Origin of the sequence: Marinobacter sp., assembly GCF_041690455.1 — a bacterium.
Lineage (GTDB): Bacteria > Pseudomonadota > Gammaproteobacteria > Pseudomonadales > Oleiphilaceae > Marinobacter.
This window is the reverse complement of sequence record NZ_JAWLHI010000019.1, coordinates 1-17034: the sequence shown is the minus strand read 5'-3', so window position 1 is coordinate 17034 and position 17034 is coordinate 1. Positions and strand designations below refer to the sequence as shown.

Sequence of the window (17034 nt, the reverse complement as noted above, 5' to 3'; positions counted from 1 at the left end):
CTCTGTCTCCCTTGCTGTTCAATCGGCCCGGCGCAATACGCCGTTCAATTGGGTGCCCGGTGCCACCGTGTTGAAGACGGTACCGTATTTCCTCACGTTCTCATGGAGCAGTTCGAGACGGCGATCATTTTCACCGGTGTCCACGATGATCTCGTAGTCAATGGACTCCATGCAGGGCGGTGTGTCCTGGCGCACCCCATGAACCCGGACCTCAACGCCTCGAAGCTCGAATTTCAGGATGGGCGTCACCCTCTCGATACCCTTGATGATACACGCGGACAACGCTGCCAACAGCAATTCCGCAGGATTGAAGGCATCGCGGCGGCCTGCCATATCGGTGTCGAGCACGATCTCGGCATCTTTGCACTGGGCCCGACTCCCGTGCGCGTCTTCTCGACGCGTAACCACATCAAATGTCATTTTTCCGTTTGGATCTGCCATCGTGACCATGCTCCCGGTTTTTGCCATTCATCAATGTTCATCGTGATAAACGAACGGCCCATTCAAAGGCCTCACTACCATCATTGTGTCCGGATTCTAAGATAGCAATCTTTCGACGGCGTTTTGTGAGCAAGGGGCAACGGCGTGAGGGGGCAGGCATCTATTAGATGTGGGCAAGCCGGTACCCACCAGCAAGCCCATGAAGCGGGCTCAAGTATTTCAGCGCCACTTCATAAAAGGTCTATCGACATGCTATCAACGGAGAATCACCAAGGGTTTCTTTGCAGTTTCGAGCATTCTGGTGGTGGTACTGCCCACTAGGAACCGACGAATACGGGAATGACCGTAGGCACCCATGATCAGCACGTCTATGTCATGCTCCTCCTGGTAGGCGTGCAGGGTTTCCTCCACGTCGCCCTGACGGATGGCCAGATGTATTTCCATCCCCTGCTCCGCCAAGGCTTCCTCTGCCCGCTTGAGCTGTGCCTGATGCTCTTCGGTATCCGAGCCGACCATAACCAGATGCATAGGCATTCCCTTGAATACCGGCGTCCCGGCCAGTAACTCGATGCTTCGGAACGCCGTCGGGCTGCCATCGAACGCCAGCATGGCACTCTTCGGTGCCTCGAATTCGTCCGGAACCAGGAAGACCGGCCGGTGAACACTCCGAATGACGGTCTCCAGCTGGCTACCAACATGACGACCAGCGGCGGCACTGCTCTCACCATGAAGCCCCATCACAAACAGCCGGGATTCGGGCTCCAGTTCCACCAGGGAACCGGCGAGTTCGTCGTGGCGCTGGCGTTTGACGGGTTTCTCGACGCCAGCAGCCAGAACCCTTTGCTCCGCCTCGTCCAGTAGCAGGTGGCCTTGCTTGAGGGCCAGCTTACTGCGCTGCTGGTCCAGATTAACCAGTTCTTCCTGCAGCTGCTCGCGACTCCCCAGGCCGATGCTACCGGTCATATCCGTTCTGGCGGGGTACTTCTCCTCATCCAGCACATGAAGCAACATCAAGGGCTCGCCCATACGCAGGCTGGCCCAGGCCGAGTAGTCGCAAACCGCCGGGGCAGCATGGGAGCCGTCAATGCAGGCCACAACATGCAGAGGCTTCTGAACACTGGTTTCACGATTGTCAGTTGTCATCGCATTTTCTCCGTTAGTGGGCCATCAAGCGTTCTACGGCATCGGGTTTGTCGTGGACGCCAAACCGATCCACGATCGTTGCGCTGGCTTCATTCAGCCCGATCACCTCGACATCCGAACCTTCCCGGCGGAACTTGACCACAGCCTTGTCCAGTGCGGCAACGGCGGTAATGTCCCAGAAATGGGCACGACTCAGATCGATGACCACGTTATCCACCGCTTCCTTGAAATCAAAGGATTCGATGAACTTTTCGGAGGAGCTGAAGAACACCTGGCCGACGACGTTATAGGTGCGGGTATCCGATTCCTCATCGAACTCCGAGGTAACGAGCATGTAATGGCCGACCTTGTTGGCAAAGAACAGGGCCGCGAGCAAGACACCCGCCAGAACACCGAACGCCAGGTTGTGAGTGCCAACCACCACAATCACCGTCACCACCATCACGATATTGGTTGAGAGCGGATGCTCCTTCAGGTTCTTGATAGACCCCCAACTGAAGGTACCGATCGACACCATGATCATTACCGCCACCAGGGCCGCCATGGGAATCTGCACCAGCCATTGATCCAGCACCAGAACCATCACTAACAGGAAGACCCCCGCAGCCAGGCTGGAAAGCCGGGTACGACCGCCGGATTTGATGTTGATGATGGACTGGCCAATCATGGCACAGCCAGCCATGCCACCGAGCAGGCCTGAGCCGATGTTGGCGATGCCCTGGCCCTTGCACTCGCGATTGCGGTCACTGGTGGTGTCGGTCAGATCGTCCACGATGGTGGCGGTCATCATGGACTCCAGCAGCCCCACTACGGTCAAGCCCACGGAATACGGCAGGATGATCATGAGAGTTTCCAGGTTTAACGGCACGTCCGGCCACAGGAAAATTGGCAGGGTGTCCGGTAACTGGCCCATATCACCAACGGTTCGGATATCGATGTTGTAGACCATGGCAACGGCGGTCAGCACCACAATACAGATCAATGGCGAGGGCAGGGTTTTGCCGATAACCGGAATCAGTGGAAACAGGTAGATGATGCCCAGGCCAGCCGCTGTCATGGCGTAAACATGCCAGGTAACATTGGTCAGCTCTGGCAGCTGGGCCATGAAAATAAGAATCGCCAGTGCGTTCACAAACCCGGTTACAACAGAACGGGATACGAAGCGCATCAGTGCCCCAAGCTTCAGGTAACCGGCAACAATCTGCAGGATACCCGTGAGCAATGTTGCGGCCAGCAGGTACTCCAGACCGTGCTCCTTCACCAGCGTGACCATCAACAAGGCCATGGCGCCGGTTGCGGCGGAAATCATGCCGGGTCGGCCGCCAACAAAGGAAATGACGACGGCGATACAGAACGACGCGTACAGGCCTACTTTCGGGTCAACACCGGCAATGATGGAGAAGGCGATGGCCTCCGGAATCAAAGCCAGGGCCACCACAATACCGGCGAGCAGGTCGCCGCGAACATTGGAAAACCAGTTGTTTCGTATACTGCTGAGCATATTCACTTAATCCGGTTAAAGGTTACAAAAACGATCAAGGCGCAACCTGCCAATCAGGCTGCGTCGTTTCTTGTTATTTGTTGATTACAAAAACTGGATGACGGAAATCAGGCCAATGCCGCCAAGTACCAGAGTGTAGGGAAAGGCCATGACAACCATGCGTCCATAGGACAAGCGCACTAGTGGCGCAACGGCTGACGTCAGCAAGAACAGAAATGCCGCCTGGCCGTTGGGCGTAGCCACGCTGGGCAGGTTGGTGCCAGTATTAATGGCCACAGCCAGGTCCTGGAAATGCGACTGGCTTATAGCACCTGCATCCAAAGCCTGTTTGATCTCACTGATGTAAACGGTAGCCACGAAGACATTGTCGCTGATCATCGACAACAATCCGTTGGCAATGAAGAACATGGCCGGCTGCTGTGCCTCCGGCTGGGCCAGGACAAAATCAATCACCGGCTTGAACAGATGCTGTTGGTGAATTACGGCCACCACCGCGAAAAACACCACCAGCAGGGAGGTAAACGGCAGTGATTCCTGGAAGGCTTTTCCGATCTGGTGTTCGTCGGTCACCCCGTTGAACGAAGTGATCAGGATAATCACCAGCAGACCAATCAGACCCACCTCCGCGATGTGCAGAGCCAGCCCGGTAACCAGGACCACGGCCGCCACTGCCTGGACCCAGAGCGCCGCCTGATCGGCTTTCGTCCGTTTTTTACGCTCATTATCGGCAAATTCTTCCAGGACCTGGCGGACGGGCTTGGGCAAGCGTGCGCCATACCCGAACCAACGCAGCTTCTCCAGGAACCAGCAAGTTGCCAGGCCGGCCACCAGAACCGGCATGCTGATCGGCGCCATGCGCTGGAAAAACTCGCTGAAGTTCCAGCCCACCACCTTGGCTATCAGCAGATTCTGGGGCTCGCCCACCATAGTGGCCACACCACCAAGGGCGGTACCGATAGCACCGTGCATCAACAGACTACGCAGGAACCCACGGAACTGAACCAGGTCCTCCCGGTGGAGCTCGATGACATGCTCATCGCTCTGGGCGTTGTGATCCGCATGGTGGTAACCGCGCCCCGAGGCGACCTTGTGGTAGACCGAGTAAAAGCCGACAGCAACAGTGATAATGACCGCAGTCACGGTCAGCGCATCCAGGAAAGCGGACAAAAGGGCGGCCGCCGCACAGAACAGCAGCGAAAGCGCCGACTTTGAGCGAACGCCCACCAGGATCTGGGTAAACGCCACCAGCAAGAGCTGCTTCATGAAGTAAATACCGGCCACCATAAACATCAGCAGCAGGATGACGGGCAGGTTGACCAGCACCTCGTGGTAGACAGCTTCCGGCGTAGCAAGGCCAACCAACAGGGCTTCGACTGCAAGCAGTCCACCGGGGAGCAAGGGATAACATTTAAGCGCCATGGCCAGGGTGAAAATGAACTCGCCCACCAGCAACCAGCCGGCGGCAACGGGCCCTATCAGCCAGACCACCAGTGGATTGATCAGCAAAAAGAGAAGAATGGTTTGCTTGTACCAGGCCGGCGCATTGCCGAGAAAATTGTGGGTAAAACCAGAGATAACCGTTTTGGGCATTGCCAGACAACCGAAGTTCCGTTCGCGAAACGTTGAGACAAACGTATCCATGCACCCTTTCACGGCACTATGAATAGAGTTGTGAACCTTGCTCAACAGGTAAACCAGGGAGGGTGTAGAGCTTGAACGCTAGGGCGGAGGGATCGTCACAGTCGGGTATCGGTTTCTTTGATAAAGGTCATGAATTGCATAAAAGAGGGCGCGGAGTCTATCAGACCCCGGCGTTAAAAGTAAGTTGTCTACGTAAATTTTCTTAGAGCTGTAAGTAAAATGCCCGTGACATTAATGTGGAGCCATAAGAAGCGGAGTGACCTCGCCCGTCGCTGTCAGGGTTAGCCGGTGCATGGCGCGGGTGCACCCGACATAGAGCAGGTTCCGGTCCATATCCGTCTGGTAGTTGGACTCATTCACCTCCGGCAATACCACGTAATCAAACTCCAGGCCCTTGGCCAGGTGCGCGGTACATACAATTACGCCCGGCGCGAAGCTCTGACTGTCCTCGCCGAGCAGCTGCAACCTGTCACTTTCACCCTCAAGGGCCTTGTGCAGCCGTTTTGCCTGCTTCAGGGTCTTGCAGATAATGCCCAGGGTGTTGAACCGGGAATCTTCGAATTCGGCAATTCGCGCCTTGATGGCGTCGATTTCTTTTTTCCGACTGTTGAAGGCCAGCACCTCCGGCTCGTCGCCGTGGCGCTCAATGATCTCCAGGTCCGGATTCGGCGAGATCCGCTGGGCGAAACGGGCAATTTCATAACTGGAACGGTAACTCTTGTTCAGGGTCACGCAGGTCGCGTCACGGAAGGCGCTCTGGATATCGGCCACGGCCGAGGCGCTGTAGGGATTCACCGACTGGAACGTGTCTCCCAGTATGGTCCGCTTGCAGGAAAACAGGCGGGCGATCACCGCGTATTGCACCGGCGTGTAATCCTGCATCTCATCAATCAGCAGGTGTTTCACGTTGCGCCAGGGCGAGCGGATGCCTTCCAGCCGCATTTTGAGGTAGATCAGCGGGAATACATCCGCGTACTCCAGCTTGCCGCCTTTTGCAGGTTTGAACATGTCCGGTTGTCCGGCCCACTCGAAAAAGCGCTTGTAGGTTTCCCGCAGGGTGGACTGCTTGACCATGCCCTTGATGGCGGTTTTCAGCTCCTTGCGTTGCTCCGGCATCAGGTCGTAGTTGTACTGAATGCCGATCTTCTGCTCGATTTCCCGGGCCACCTGGTTCACCCGGGCGGTCGTATCCAGGTTTCGGTGCTTGCGGAAAGTTTCCTCCAGCAGCCAGGCTGGCACCAGCCGGCGGGCAATCCAGAGATCCTCCGAGGCGAAGCGGTGCTTTTCCACCTCATCGGCGTAGCGACCCAGCTGCTTGAGGAAATCCGGGCTGGCCTTGTAGCGAAGCCGCTGCTTCATCTGCTCGTCGTTTTTCTCCAGCAGTTCCGCCGTCTGCTCGAAGAAGGTCTGGAAGCGATACTGGTCTTTCAGCAGCTCCTTGCCCAGTGTTTCCATGCCGATTTCGTTGACGGTCTCCTCCCCCAGCTCCGGCAACACGTTGGAGATGTAGTCGGCGAACACACTGTTGGGCGAGATAATCAGAATGTCTTCCGAGCTCAGCGTGTCCTTGAACCGGTACAGCAGAAAGGCAATGCGGTGCAGCGCAATGGAGGTTTTACCGGAGCCGGCCACCCCCTGGATGATCAGGGTCTTGGCGTGCTCGTTGCGGATGATGGCATTCTGGTCTCGCTGGATGGTGGCCACGATGTTCTTCATACCGTCGTCGGTGGCCCGGCCCAGTTCGTCCTGAAGCACGTCGTCCACCACGTTCACGGCGCTGTCGATCATCAGCTCGATGCTGCCGTTGCGGATACGGAACTGGCGTTTGAGTTCGATATCGCCACTCACCTGCCCTTCCGGGGCCTGATAGCTGGCCGGGCCGGTCTCGTAGTCGTAGAACAGGGACGCTATGGGCGCGCGCCAGTCATAAACCACGTTTTCTTTATCGACCTCGTCGTAAAAATGGTGCACGCCGATGTAGACAGGGTGAGGCTGTTCATTGCCCGACATCCGGAAATCGAAGCGGCCGAAATACGGCGATTGCCGCAGCTTGATCAATCGCTTGCGCTGGTCCAGCACGAATTCCCCGGTCGTCACCGCCTGCTGGATGGATTCCCGGGCGGAAATCTTCTCGATGTGGTCCATCTCGTCGCGACTATTCCACAGGTATTCCTTTTGCGACTGGATGTCGTTCTGGTAGGCCTCCAGGCGCTCATCCGCTTCTTTCAGGGCTCGCTCAAGACGGAACTGAACGGCCTCAAGTTGGCGGGCTTCCTCAAGTTTCGCCATGGAGGACTCAACGTTCATATTGCTCATCAGGCTTGGTTGCTCCGATCGGTCTGGAGAAATTGGTCAAACAGGGACTGGTACTGACCGGCCAGTTCCGAGGCGCGCCAGGCATCCGGCTGACACGGGGCGGACGTCTGCTGAAGCAGCTCCTCCAGACAGTCCGCCGCAGCCTCCGCCTCCCGGTCCGCATCCTGCTCGTGACTCTCATAACGGGAAAGGTCCGGGACATATTCACGGTAGGCGAGCCGGTCAGGCGCCAGTGGCATACAGCCGGAAGCCATGGCTTCCAGCATGGAGAGCCCCTGGAAATCATGGAGGGCGGTGGAGAGAACAATGTCGGCCTGGCCCAGCAGCCGATCATAGTCTTCCCGGCTGTCCAGAAATCCCCACCGTTCAATGCAGTCGCCGAACTGCTCATGGATCTGGTCAAACGCCTTCGGGTGGTTGCGGAACCGCTCGCCCACCACACTCAACCGGAACGGGAGTGCGCGCTGATCCAGGGCCTGTAAAAGCTTCAGCAGGCGCTCCGGCCCCTTGTCGTATTCCCAACGGTGATTCCAGAGCAGGTGCGGGCAGTCCCGGTTGTAATCTCTCTCGCGGGAGACAAACAACCTGTCTTCAATCGGCACCGGGATTACCCGGGATTTCTCCCGCAAACGGGCAATCAGACCATCCGGGACGCCGTCGGGCATCTGGTCGAGAAATTCCCAGGCGCCATCAAGAAAGCTGTCCCGGTTCCAGGCGCTGTTGAAGACCACCTGGTCCGCGGAGATTGCACTGTAGAGATTCACCATCTGCGGTTCGGCGCTGGATCTCTGTTTTTTGGAGACCGGAAAGGCAAACTGGTTCTCGTGCATGTACAGAATGCAAGGCGTCTGGGCCAGATGTGGGTGAAAGCTTCGTAGCGAGGCCAGGTCCACCATGGAGGTGGCGATCACCAGGTCCCAGTGTTCTTGCAGGGCCCGTTCGTTCAGCCAGCTCAGGGGGTTGCCGCGAATACGCCAGCGGAAGAACCGGGGCGGCAACGCCAGGGTCTGCCAGTGGTAGTCACCGAACATGCCGGTGAGCTGGTCCCGCCAGCGTTTATGGCTGGCCGCATCGTAGCCGGACAGCAGCAGAACCCTGGGCAGGTTGTTCTGCAGCAAAAGGGATTTGTTCATGGTGCTGTCCGGCTCAGGCCACCTCTAATCCGCGATACTCGCGGGTCGTGTGGAAGGTAACCTCCGGCCATTTTTCTTTGGCCAGCTCCAGAATCTGGCGGGTGGGTGCCAGGAATGTCAGCGACCCGGAAGCATCCCGGGCCAGTCTGCGGTGATTCGCCTGCTCGAATTTTTTCAGCATTTGATCGGTGTCCGCCGTTACCCATAGAGCCTTGTGGATGTTTACCGGCTCGAAGGTCGCGTTCACCCTGAACTCGGATTCCAGGCGCTGGGCCACGGTTTCAAACTGCAGTATGCCAACGGCACCGAGCATCACTTCACCGCCCTCAAGGCGTTCGAAAACCTGGATGGTGCCTTCCTCGCCCAACTCCTTCAGAGCGCGCTTCAATTGCTTGGTTTTCAGCGGATCTTTCAGGCGCGGAATCCGGAACAGCTCCGGTGAGAAATAGGGGATGCCGCCCAACTCCAGGTTCTCGCCTTCGGTGAGTACATCCCCGATTTTCAGGCGGCCGTGGTTCTGGATACCGATGATGTCGCCGGCAAAGCCTGTCTGCAGCCGGCTGCGGTCCTGTGCCATAAACGTGATGGCCTGGGAGCAGCGGAACTTCTTGCCGGACTGCACGTGTTTCATGGCGATGCCGTCAAAGTACTGTCCGGAGCAGATACGGACAAAGGCGATCCGGTCCCGGTGCTGCGGGTCCATGTTCGCCTGGATCTTGAACACAATGCCGCTGAACCGGGTTTCGTCCGGATGTACGGTGCGGGTTTCCGCCGCCCGGGGGCGAGGTGCCGGCGCCCAGTCCACCAGCGCCTTCAGGATGTCCTGAACGCCGTAATTGTTGATCGCTGAGCCAAAGAAAACCGGGGACAGCTCACCGGCCAGAAACCGGTCAAGGTCAAAGGGGGTGCCGGCACCGTTTACCAGCTCGATTTCTTCCAGAAAGGCCTCGTGCTCAATGGGGTACTCGGCCTTCAGGGTTTCGTTGTGGATACCCTCGAAGACCTGGCTATCGGAGTGCACGTGATCCTGCCCGGGATCGAAGCGCACCAGCTGGTCATCGTGGATGTTGTAGACGCCGGCAAAGCCCTTGCCCATCCCCAGAGGCCAGGTAACCGGTGAGCATTCGACGCCCAGCACCTCTTCGATCTCATCGATCACCTCGAGCGGCGGGCGCACCTCCCGGTCCATCTTGTTGATGAAGGTGATCACCGGCGTATTACGGGAGCGGCACACTTCCAGCAGTTTGATGGTCTGGGATTCCACACCCTTGGCCGCATCGATTACCATAAGCGCGGCATCCACCGCCGTGAGCACACGATAGGTATCCTCGGAAAAATCCTGGTGGCCGGGGGTGTCCAGCAGGTTGATCACACAGCCATTATGCTCGAACTGCATGGCCGCGCTGGTCACGGAAATGCCCCGCTGCTTTTCCACTTCCATCCAGTCGGACGTGGCGTGCTTGCTGCTCTTACGGCCTTTGACGGTTCCCGCGGACTTGATGGCTCCGCCAAACATCAGCAGCTTTTCGGTGAGCGTGGTTTTACCCGCATCCGGGTGAGAAATGATGGCAAACGACCGACGGCGCTGAACTTCCGAATGGATGTCCGGCGATCCCTGAACGGCCGAGGCGGCCACGGGTTTTGTACTCATGAATTAAAAATCCCCTGTAGCAATGAACCTGATTGGGCAGGACGACTTGGTTCACTACAGGGCTAGGGCGGACAGACGTCCGACAGTGGAGAAAACCTGTTCTCAATGGATGGGTTCAACAACATAGGCAGAGACTAACAAACCTGAACAGACCGGTCAAAAACCAATCAATCGAGAGACCAAACAGGATTCCACGTGATAGTTCCGGCATTCATGCGAGAAAACCCCAGACTGGCGGTGTTCGCGTTACTGGCGACCGCCTCTTCGGGTTTCGGACAGACATTCTTCTTCTCGGTATTCGGTAGCGGAATTCGTGAAACCTTTGCCCTGCAGAACAGCACTTATGGCCTGATCTACAGTCTCGCCACACTCACTTCGGCAATCCTGCTCCTGAAACTGGGCCCACTGGCGGATCGATGGTCTCTCAATCGAATCACCATCCTGGCGGTCGCGGTTCTGACCGCCGGGTGCCTGACCATCGCCGTTACTCCGCACTGGCTGTTGCTGATACCCGGGTTTCTGCTGGCGCGGCTGGGTGGTCAGGGACTGATGGGCCATATCGGCCTGAGCACGGCGGGGCGATACTTCAAACACAATCGCGGCCGGATCATGGCCCTGACAGCGGGCGGTTTTCCCATTGCCGAAGCCATCCTGCCGCTGTCCGCCGGGCTGATTCTCGCCACCAGTGGTTGGCGTACCCCGTGGTTCATCGCTGCCGGAATTCTGCTAGCGGTGTTGCTGCCTCTGCTGCTCTATTTATCCCGACATGCCGCACATCCTGCATCGCTGTCAGGCGATAACGCCGACCGGCACGAGGACCAGGATGCCACTGTCGCTTTCAGCCGCGGCCAAGTTCTGAGAGATCCGGGCTTCTATCTCATTCTGCCCGCCGCTCTGATCGTGCCGTTTACCGTCACGGCCATCCTGTTTCACCAGTCCGCTTTTGCCGAAATACGGGGATGGTCAACAGAGCAGATTGGGCTGGCGTTCACGGGGTTTGCAGCAGGGCACATCATCAGCCTGTTCTTTGGTGGCCCATTGGTCGACCGGATCGGTGCCCAGCGATCCCTGAGCTATGGCCTGATCCCTATCTTCTGTAGCATGCTGGTACTGGGCCTGACGGATTTCACCTGGACGCCCAATCTCTACCTTGCCCTTTGCGGCATCAGCCTCGGGTTTATCGGCGCAGCGGGCGGCGCAATTTGGCCAGAGCGCTACGGCGTTCGACACATCGGGGCGATCCGCTCCGTGGCGCAGGCGAGCATGGTGTTCTCCACCGCCCTATCGCCGATTCTTGTGGGTGTCCTGCTGGATGCTGGTGTGGCAACCACTGGCATTGGGGTTCTGTTTGCGGTATTGGTTCTTGGCAGCGCAGTTCTGGCCCAGACTGCAAACGTGCCGAGGCTCGGCCATAGGGCCTGAAACTCACAGAGCAAATGAGGTATTCGAATGTCTCCGGAAGAACTGGGAAAGTTTCGTCAGCTCCTGCTCCAACTCCGCGAAGACCTGCTTTCAACCAGTGAAGTCCGGGACGAAAGCAGCGGAACCGTTCACCTGGACCAGCAAAGCGTTGGCCGCCTCTCCAGAATGGATGCCCTGCAGAGCCAGGCGTTGGCCAAGGCGGGCAAGGAACGGGCAGAACGCCAACTGAAAATGATCGAAGCGGCTCTGACGCGAATTGACAACGACGAGTACGGGGAATGCATGGAGTGTGGCGAGCCGATCAACCCGAAGCGCCTGGAAATCGACCCCACCACGCTCTACTGCATTGATTGTGCCCGCTAAGCCTCTGGCACCGGCTTGCGCCCCCTGGCCAGGGACCAGAGCCCCATCACCGGCCCGGGCACCAGCAACCACGCCACCCACACGTCCAGCTGGCTCCAGAGTCCGCTGGTGAGCCAGATGGCGGGGAGGGTCAGACCGAAACCCACCGCATTCATCACCGCCAGCGACGAACCCACCGACTCCCTGGGCGCGGTCGCGGCGGCCAGGGCGGAGAACTGGGGTGAGTCGGCAACCACGCTCAGGCCCCAGGCAAACAGAAGCACGATGAGAATGATTGATGGCAGCCCACCCAGAACCGGATAAAGCAGGCAAATGATGCCGGACATTGTCAGCGCGCGCCGGGCCACCCATTCGCTACCCTTGCTGCGACTGAGCCGGCCCCCGCCCACGCAACCCAGGCCACCAATACCGATTACGGCAAAGGCCAGCCAGGGAATCAGGCCATCCCCTGCCCCAAGGCGCTCCAGCTCCCGACCAATCAATAAAGGCGTGAGTGTCCAGAACGCATAGAGTTCCCACATGTGGCCGAAGTAACCCCCGGCCACCGCCCGGAACCTTGGCATTCGCAATGCTGCCAGGCCCTGGCTCAACGGAATCGGACCGCTGCTGTTCGGAAGGTGGGGGCCGTCACCGAGCAGAAAAACCAGGCCTCCGCCCACCAGAGCGAGCATTGAGGCCGCCAACAGGGGCAGTTCCCAGGGCATCCCCAGCGTTGCCCCGCGCATCAGATGCGGCAGGGCGGTACCCAGGGTAAGCATGCCCACCAGCCAGGCCAGCGCTGCGCCGGCGTACTTCGGCGTCCAGGCGATCACCATTTTCATGCCCAGGGGATAGATACCCGCCAGGCAAAGACCGGTGGCGAATCGGAGGATGAAATCCAGGGGTGGCTGCCCGGCCGCAAAGACAAATCCGCCATTAACCAGGGCGCCCAGCAGGCTCGACAGGGCAAAAATCCGGCTGGCGCCAAAGCGGTCCGCCAGACCGGTCACGGCGATGGTCAGGGTGCCAACGATAAAACCGGCCTGAACCGCCAGGGTCAGTCGGCCCAGATCGGTCTCGGTCAGCCCCAACTGGGCCGAGAGGGACAACCAGACGCCATTGATGCTGAACCAGAGGGAGGTGCCGAACAACTGGGCCAGCACAATCACAGGCAGAGGAAAACGCCGCAGTAACTCGATCATTGTTATTGTCTTCGTTGTTGAATCATGGCCTCAAGACTATAACCAGGACGCTCCATGAACACATGCTACTTTGGTGCCTTGCTCCGGATCAGCAAATTTTTATTAGAACGGGAGTATCCTTTTTGTCAGTGATTCGTCACCTAATCAGCCATCATTATCAACGCCAAAACAAGGGCGATCGTACCCATGCTTGAGATATTCACCCTACTGGCCAACTGGCTGACCTATGATCTGATCGGTCTGAGCCCGGAAACCAAACTGGGCACGTCCATCCATTTCTTCATTGAGGACACCACCAAGATCCTGTTCCTGCTGGTGGTGATGATCTACGTGATCGCACTGGCGCGGGCATCTCTCAACCTTGAGCGGGTGCGGGCCTATATCCAGCAGAAGCACCGGATGGTGGGCTATTTCTTCGGCTCCGGTTTTGGCGCCATTACCCCGTTCTGCTCCTGTTCCAGCATTCCGCTGTTCCTGGGCTTCACCAGCGCCGGCATTCCCCTGGGTATCACCATGGCGTTCCTGTTCACCTCGCCTATCATCAATGAGGTGGCGGTGATTATGCTCTGGAGCCTGCTGGGCTGGAAGTTCACCGTGGCGTACATCGTGATCGGCATGGCGGTGGGTATCGTTGGCGGCATGATTCTGGATGCGATCAAGGGCGAGCGCTGGCTGAAAGACTTTGCCGCCAAGGCTTATCAGAAAGCGGCGGCCGAAGCCCAGAGCCACCCGGGCAGTCCTGAAGTGCCTGAAGCACCAAAAATGAGCTTTCAGGAACGGCATGAGTTTGCCAAGGACGAACTGAAGGAAATCGTCGGCCGGATCTGGAAGTGGGTGCTGATCGGCGTTGGCCTGGGTGCCGCCCTGCACGGCTTTGTCCCCGACGGCTGGTTTGCCGAAAACCTGGGCTCCGGCCAGTGGTGGAGCGTACCGGCGGCCGTATTTGCCGGGCTGCCCCTGTATTCCAATGCCACCGGTGTGATACCGGTGATGGAAAGCCTGATCGTGAAGGGCCTGCCGGTGGGCACCACCCTGGCCTTCTGCATGGCCACCGTCGCGGCCAGTTTTCCGGAATTCATCATGCTCAAGCAGGTCATGACCTTCCGGCTGCTGGCTATCATCTTTGTGATCCTGCTGGCCAACTTCATGGTGGTCGGCTGGGTGATCAATGCCATCGGACCCTGGCTGTTCGCCGGGTTCTGATCAAACCGTAACGGATACAACCAACACGTTGGAGAAAGCTATGAAAACATTCGAGGTTCTCGGCACCGGCTGCCGCAAATGTGTAACCACCGCCGAAAGTATCGAGCGGATCGCCAAAGAACAGGGCCAGGAAGTGACCGTGGTGAAAGTGACCGATCCTGCGAAAATCATGGAATATCAGGTCATGTCCACCCCGGCCGTCGCTGTTGACGGCAAGGTGGTTCACAGTGGCTCCATTCCGGAGCATGACAAGATTGTCAGCTGGCTGAACGGGTAACCCCATGAGCCCAAAAACCGTTGATGTTCTGGTGATTGGTGGCGGCCAGGCCGGGTTGGCCACCGGCTATTTTCTGCGCCGCCACAAACTGGACTATCGGGTGCTGGACCGTGAACCAGCACCGGGTGGTGCCTGGCGCCACGGCTGGGACTCGCTGCAGCTGTTTTCGCCAGCGCAGTGGAGTTCCCTGCCCGGCTGGCAGATGCCGGAGACCGAGGATGGTGAGTGGCCGAAGCGGGATGAAGTCATCGATTATCTGGATCGTTATCAGAGCCGTTACGACATCCCGGTGGACCGGCCGGTGACGGTAAAATCAGTCACCGGAGGTGGCGATGGACTGGTCGTCGAAACCGACCATGGCACCTACTACGCCCGGGCGGTTGTCAGCGCTACCGGCACCTGGAGCCATCCGTTCATACCGTCGGTGGAGGGTATAGAGAATTTTCAGGGCGAGCAGATTCATTCTGCCCATTACCGGCAACCCGAGGCCTATGAGGGCAAGCGGGTTCTGGTGATCGGCGGTGGCAATTCGGGTGCCCAGATCTACGCCGAAGTCTCCCGGGTGGCCAATGCCAGTTGGGTGACCCGCCACCCGCCCAAGTTTCTGCCGGATGATGTGGACGGCCGGGCTCTGTTCGAAATGGCCACCGAGAAGTGGAAAGCCGAACAGGAAGGGCGCGAATACACACCTGCCGGAACCCTGGCGGATATAGTCATGGTGCCTCCGGTCATGGAAGCCCGTGAACGGGGCGTGCTGGAAACCCGGCAAATGTTTACCCGTTTCACCGAAGACGGTGTGGTCTGGCCCGATGGCCAAGAGGAAACGGTCGATGCCGTTATCTGGTGCACCGGGTTCCGGCCAGCCCTGGACCACCTGGAAAGCCTGGGTGTGGTGGAAAGCGATGGACGCGTGAAAACGGACGGCACACGTTCCGTAAAGGAACCACGGTTGTGGCTCGTCGGCTATGGCGACTGGACCGGTTTTGCCTCTGCCACTTTGCTTGGGGTCATGCGCAGCGCCCGGGCTGCTGCGCATGAAATCAAAGAGCACCTTGAGAGCTAGTGTCCCGATTGGTTAAAAATCACCGGCCGCTTCTCTGGCAACATCAGTGATAGCAGCGAAGCGGTAGCCACCAGTCCGGCGGATATCCACAGACATGCCTCAAGGCCATAGGCCTGGAAAATCCAGCCGGACAGGATGGTTCCCAGCAACCGGCCGGCTGCATTGGACATGTAGTAGAAACCCACGTCCAGCGATACGCCATCGCCACGAGCGTAGCTAACGATCAGGTAGCTGTGCAGGGAGGAATTGATGGCGAACAGCACCCCGAACAGCAGGAGGCCGCCGATGACCACGGTTTGCGCCGGCCAGCCTGCCATCAGGGCACCGGCAATGGCGGCTGGAATGAGTGCCAGACCTGCCGCCCAGAGCACGGCGCCGGATTTGCCATTGGAGTGGCCGGTGATTTTCGGGGCAATGGTCTGGATAAAACCATAGCCGATAATCCAGCTGGCCATGAAACCACCCACCTGCCAGTGGTCCCAGCCGAACACGGTGGCCATGTAGACCGGTAGCGCCACCACAAACCACACATCCCGGGCACCGAACAGAAACATCCGCGCCGCCGAGAGCACATTGATGGCCCGGCTTTTTGACAGAATCTCGCTGAACTTCGGTTTCGCCTTGCTCTTGCCCAGATCCTGCCCCAGCAGGAATAGACTGGCGAGCCAGACAGCGCCCAGTGCCACCGCCATGATAATGACGGCACCCTTGAAGCCGGCCGCCATCAACAGCACACCACCAAGGAAGAAGCCGACGCCTTTCAGAGTGTTCTTGGAGCCGGTGAGAATGGCCACCCACTTGTACAGGGTGCCCTGCTGCTCGTCCGGCACCAGCAACTTTATGCCACTCTTGGCGGACATCTTGTTCAGGTCCTTGGCAATGCCCGACAACGCCTGCGCTGCCATCACCCAGGGCACTGTGAGTATCGCCGCCGGTACCGCCAGCATGGCCAGTGCCACAATCTGCAGGAAAAGCCCGATGTTCATGGTGCGGTTCAGGCCCATGCGGGCGCCGAGGTAGCCACCCACCAGGTTGGTCACCACCCCGAAGAACTCGTAGAAGATGAACAGCAGGGCTATTTCCAGAGGCGAGTAGCCGAGCTGATGGAAATGCAGCACCACCAGCATCCGAAGGGCCCCATCCGTCAGGGTGAAGGCCCAGTAGTTACCGGTGATAACCAGGTACTGTCGGATGGCGGCCGTCATATCAGGCAGAACCTACCTTGCGGGCCAGCTCGACGGTGCGGTTGGCGTAACCCCACTCGTTGTCGTACCAGGCGTAGATTTTCACCTGGGTACCGTTGACCACCATGGTGGACAGGGCATCGACGATGGACGAGCGCGGGTCGGTCTTGTAGTCAATGGACACCAGCGGGCGCTCTTCGTAGCCCAGAATGTCTTTGAGTTCCCCCTCGGCCGCTTCTTTGAGCAGTTGATTTACAGTCTCACGATCAGTGGCCTTCTCCACTTCAAAGACACAGTCGGTCAACGAAGCATTGGTCAACGGGATACGCACTGCATGGCCATCCAACCGGCCTTTCAGTTCCGGGAAAATTTCGATGATGGCGGTGGCTGAACCCGTGCTGGTGGGGATCAGCGAGCTGCCGCAGGCCCGGGCCCGGCGCAGGTCCTTGTGGGGTGCATCCAGAATGGTCTGGGTGTTGGTCAGGCTGTGGATGGTGGTGATGGAGCCGTGCTTG

At 58.5% G+C, this 17034-nt stretch carries 14 protein-coding genes and 1 pseudogene; 5 read left to right on the top strand and 10 right to left on the bottom strand.

Features of this window, described 5'->3' with window-relative positions:
- Positions 1 to 18: 18 nt before the first annotated feature.
- The 7 genes from ACESMW_RS06435 to ACESMW_RS06405 all read right to left on the bottom strand — a co-directional run bounded on the left by ACESMW_RS06435 (position 19) and on the right by ACESMW_RS06405 (position 9826).
- Positions 19 to 408: an OsmC family protein gene (locus tag ACESMW_RS06435; protein ID WP_372986235.1), complete on the bottom strand. Its 390-nt coding sequence runs from the start codon at positions 406 to 408 to the stop codon at positions 19 to 21.
- 288 nt (positions 409 to 696) lie between these two features.
- Entirely contained in the window at positions 697 to 1584 is an 888-nt protein-coding gene (locus ACESMW_RS06430) for a universal stress protein (RefSeq protein ID WP_372986234.1), read from the bottom strand.
- A gap of 13 nt (positions 1585 to 1597) precedes the next feature.
- A complete protein-coding gene (locus ACESMW_RS06425; protein WP_372986233.1) occupies positions 1598 to 3085 on the bottom strand; it encodes a SulP family inorganic anion transporter in 1488 nt (495 codons plus the stop codon).
- Positions 3086 to 3169: 84 nt separating this feature from the next.
- The gene (nhaB, locus tag ACESMW_RS06420) at positions 3170 to 4675 is read right to left on the bottom strand and encodes a sodium/proton antiporter NhaB (protein ID WP_372986232.1); all 1506 of its coding nucleotides are present in this window, start codon (positions 4673 to 4675) and stop codon (positions 3170 to 3172) included.
- 282 nt (positions 4676 to 4957) lie between these two features.
- Positions 4958 to 7042, bottom strand: coding sequence for a HelD family protein (locus ACESMW_RS06415; RefSeq protein ID WP_372986231.1), 2085 nt, complete (start codon positions 7040 to 7042; stop codon positions 4958 to 4960).
- Positions 7042 to 8175: a DUF3524 domain-containing protein gene (locus tag ACESMW_RS06410; protein ID WP_372986230.1), complete on the bottom strand. Its 1134-nt coding sequence runs from the start codon at positions 8173 to 8175 to the stop codon at positions 7042 to 7044. Before ACESMW_RS06410 ends, ACESMW_RS06415 begins: the two co-directional genes overlap by 1 nt.
- Positions 8176 to 8188: 13 nt before the next feature.
- Positions 8189 to 9826: a peptide chain release factor 3 gene (locus ACESMW_RS06405; RefSeq protein WP_372986229.1), complete on the bottom strand. Its 1638-nt coding sequence runs from the start codon at positions 9824 to 9826 to the stop codon at positions 8189 to 8191.
- A 195-nt stretch (positions 9827 to 10021) separates the two neighbouring features.
- Between ACESMW_RS06405 and ACESMW_RS06400 the strand changes: the two genes are divergently transcribed.
- Both ACESMW_RS06400 and ACESMW_RS06395 read left to right on the top strand, forming a co-directional pair.
- Positions 10022 to 11248, top strand: coding sequence for an MFS transporter (locus ACESMW_RS06400; protein WP_372986228.1), 1227 nt, complete (start codon positions 10022 to 10024; stop codon positions 11246 to 11248).
- Positions 11249 to 11275: 27 nt separating this feature from the next.
- Positions 11276 to 11611 carry a TraR/DksA family transcriptional regulator gene (locus ACESMW_RS06395; protein WP_372986227.1) on the top strand — a complete coding sequence of 112 codons (336 nt, stop codon included), beginning with the start codon at positions 11276 to 11278 and terminating at the stop codon, positions 11609 to 11611.
- Here the strand turns inward: ACESMW_RS06395 and ACESMW_RS06390 are convergent.
- On the bottom strand, positions 11608 to 12792 hold the full coding sequence (locus ACESMW_RS06390) for an MFS transporter (RefSeq protein WP_372986226.1): 1185 nt from the start codon (positions 12790 to 12792) through the stop codon (positions 11608 to 11610). The genes ACESMW_RS06395 and ACESMW_RS06390 overlap by 4 nt on opposite strands.
- A 186-nt stretch (positions 12793 to 12978) precedes the next feature.
- On the opposite strand from ACESMW_RS06390, the gene ACESMW_RS06385 reads away from it, so the two are divergent.
- The 3 genes from ACESMW_RS06385 to ACESMW_RS06375 are packed head-to-tail and all read left to right on the top strand — an operon-like array spanning position 12979 to position 15335.
- A complete protein-coding gene (locus ACESMW_RS06385) occupies positions 12979 to 13995 on the top strand; it encodes a permease (RefSeq protein ID WP_372986225.1) in 1017 nt (338 codons plus the stop codon).
- A gap of 40 nt (positions 13996 to 14035) precedes the next feature.
- Positions 14036 to 14272 (top strand): thioredoxin family protein, encoded by a 237-nt coding sequence (locus ACESMW_RS06380; protein WP_372986224.1) that lies wholly within the window; start codon positions 14036 to 14038, stop codon positions 14270 to 14272.
- Between the two features lie 4 nt (positions 14273 to 14276).
- The gene (locus tag ACESMW_RS06375; RefSeq protein ID WP_372986223.1) at positions 14277 to 15335 is read left to right on the top strand and encodes an ArsO family NAD(P)H-dependent flavin-containing monooxygenase; all 1059 of its coding nucleotides are present in this window, start codon (positions 14277 to 14279) and stop codon (positions 15333 to 15335) included.
- Here ACESMW_RS06375 and arsJ read toward each other — a convergent pair.
- Both arsJ and ACESMW_RS06365 read right to left on the bottom strand, forming a co-directional pair.
- Entirely contained in the window at positions 15332 to 16540 is a 1209-nt protein-coding gene (gene arsJ, locus ACESMW_RS06370; protein ID WP_372986222.1) for an organoarsenical effux MFS transporter ArsJ, read from the bottom strand. The genes ACESMW_RS06375 and arsJ overlap by 4 nt on opposite strands.
- A gap of 1 nt (position 16541) precedes the next feature.
- Positions 16542 to 17034, bottom strand: a pseudogene (locus tag ACESMW_RS06365) (type I glyceraldehyde-3-phosphate dehydrogenase); the annotation flags it as partial.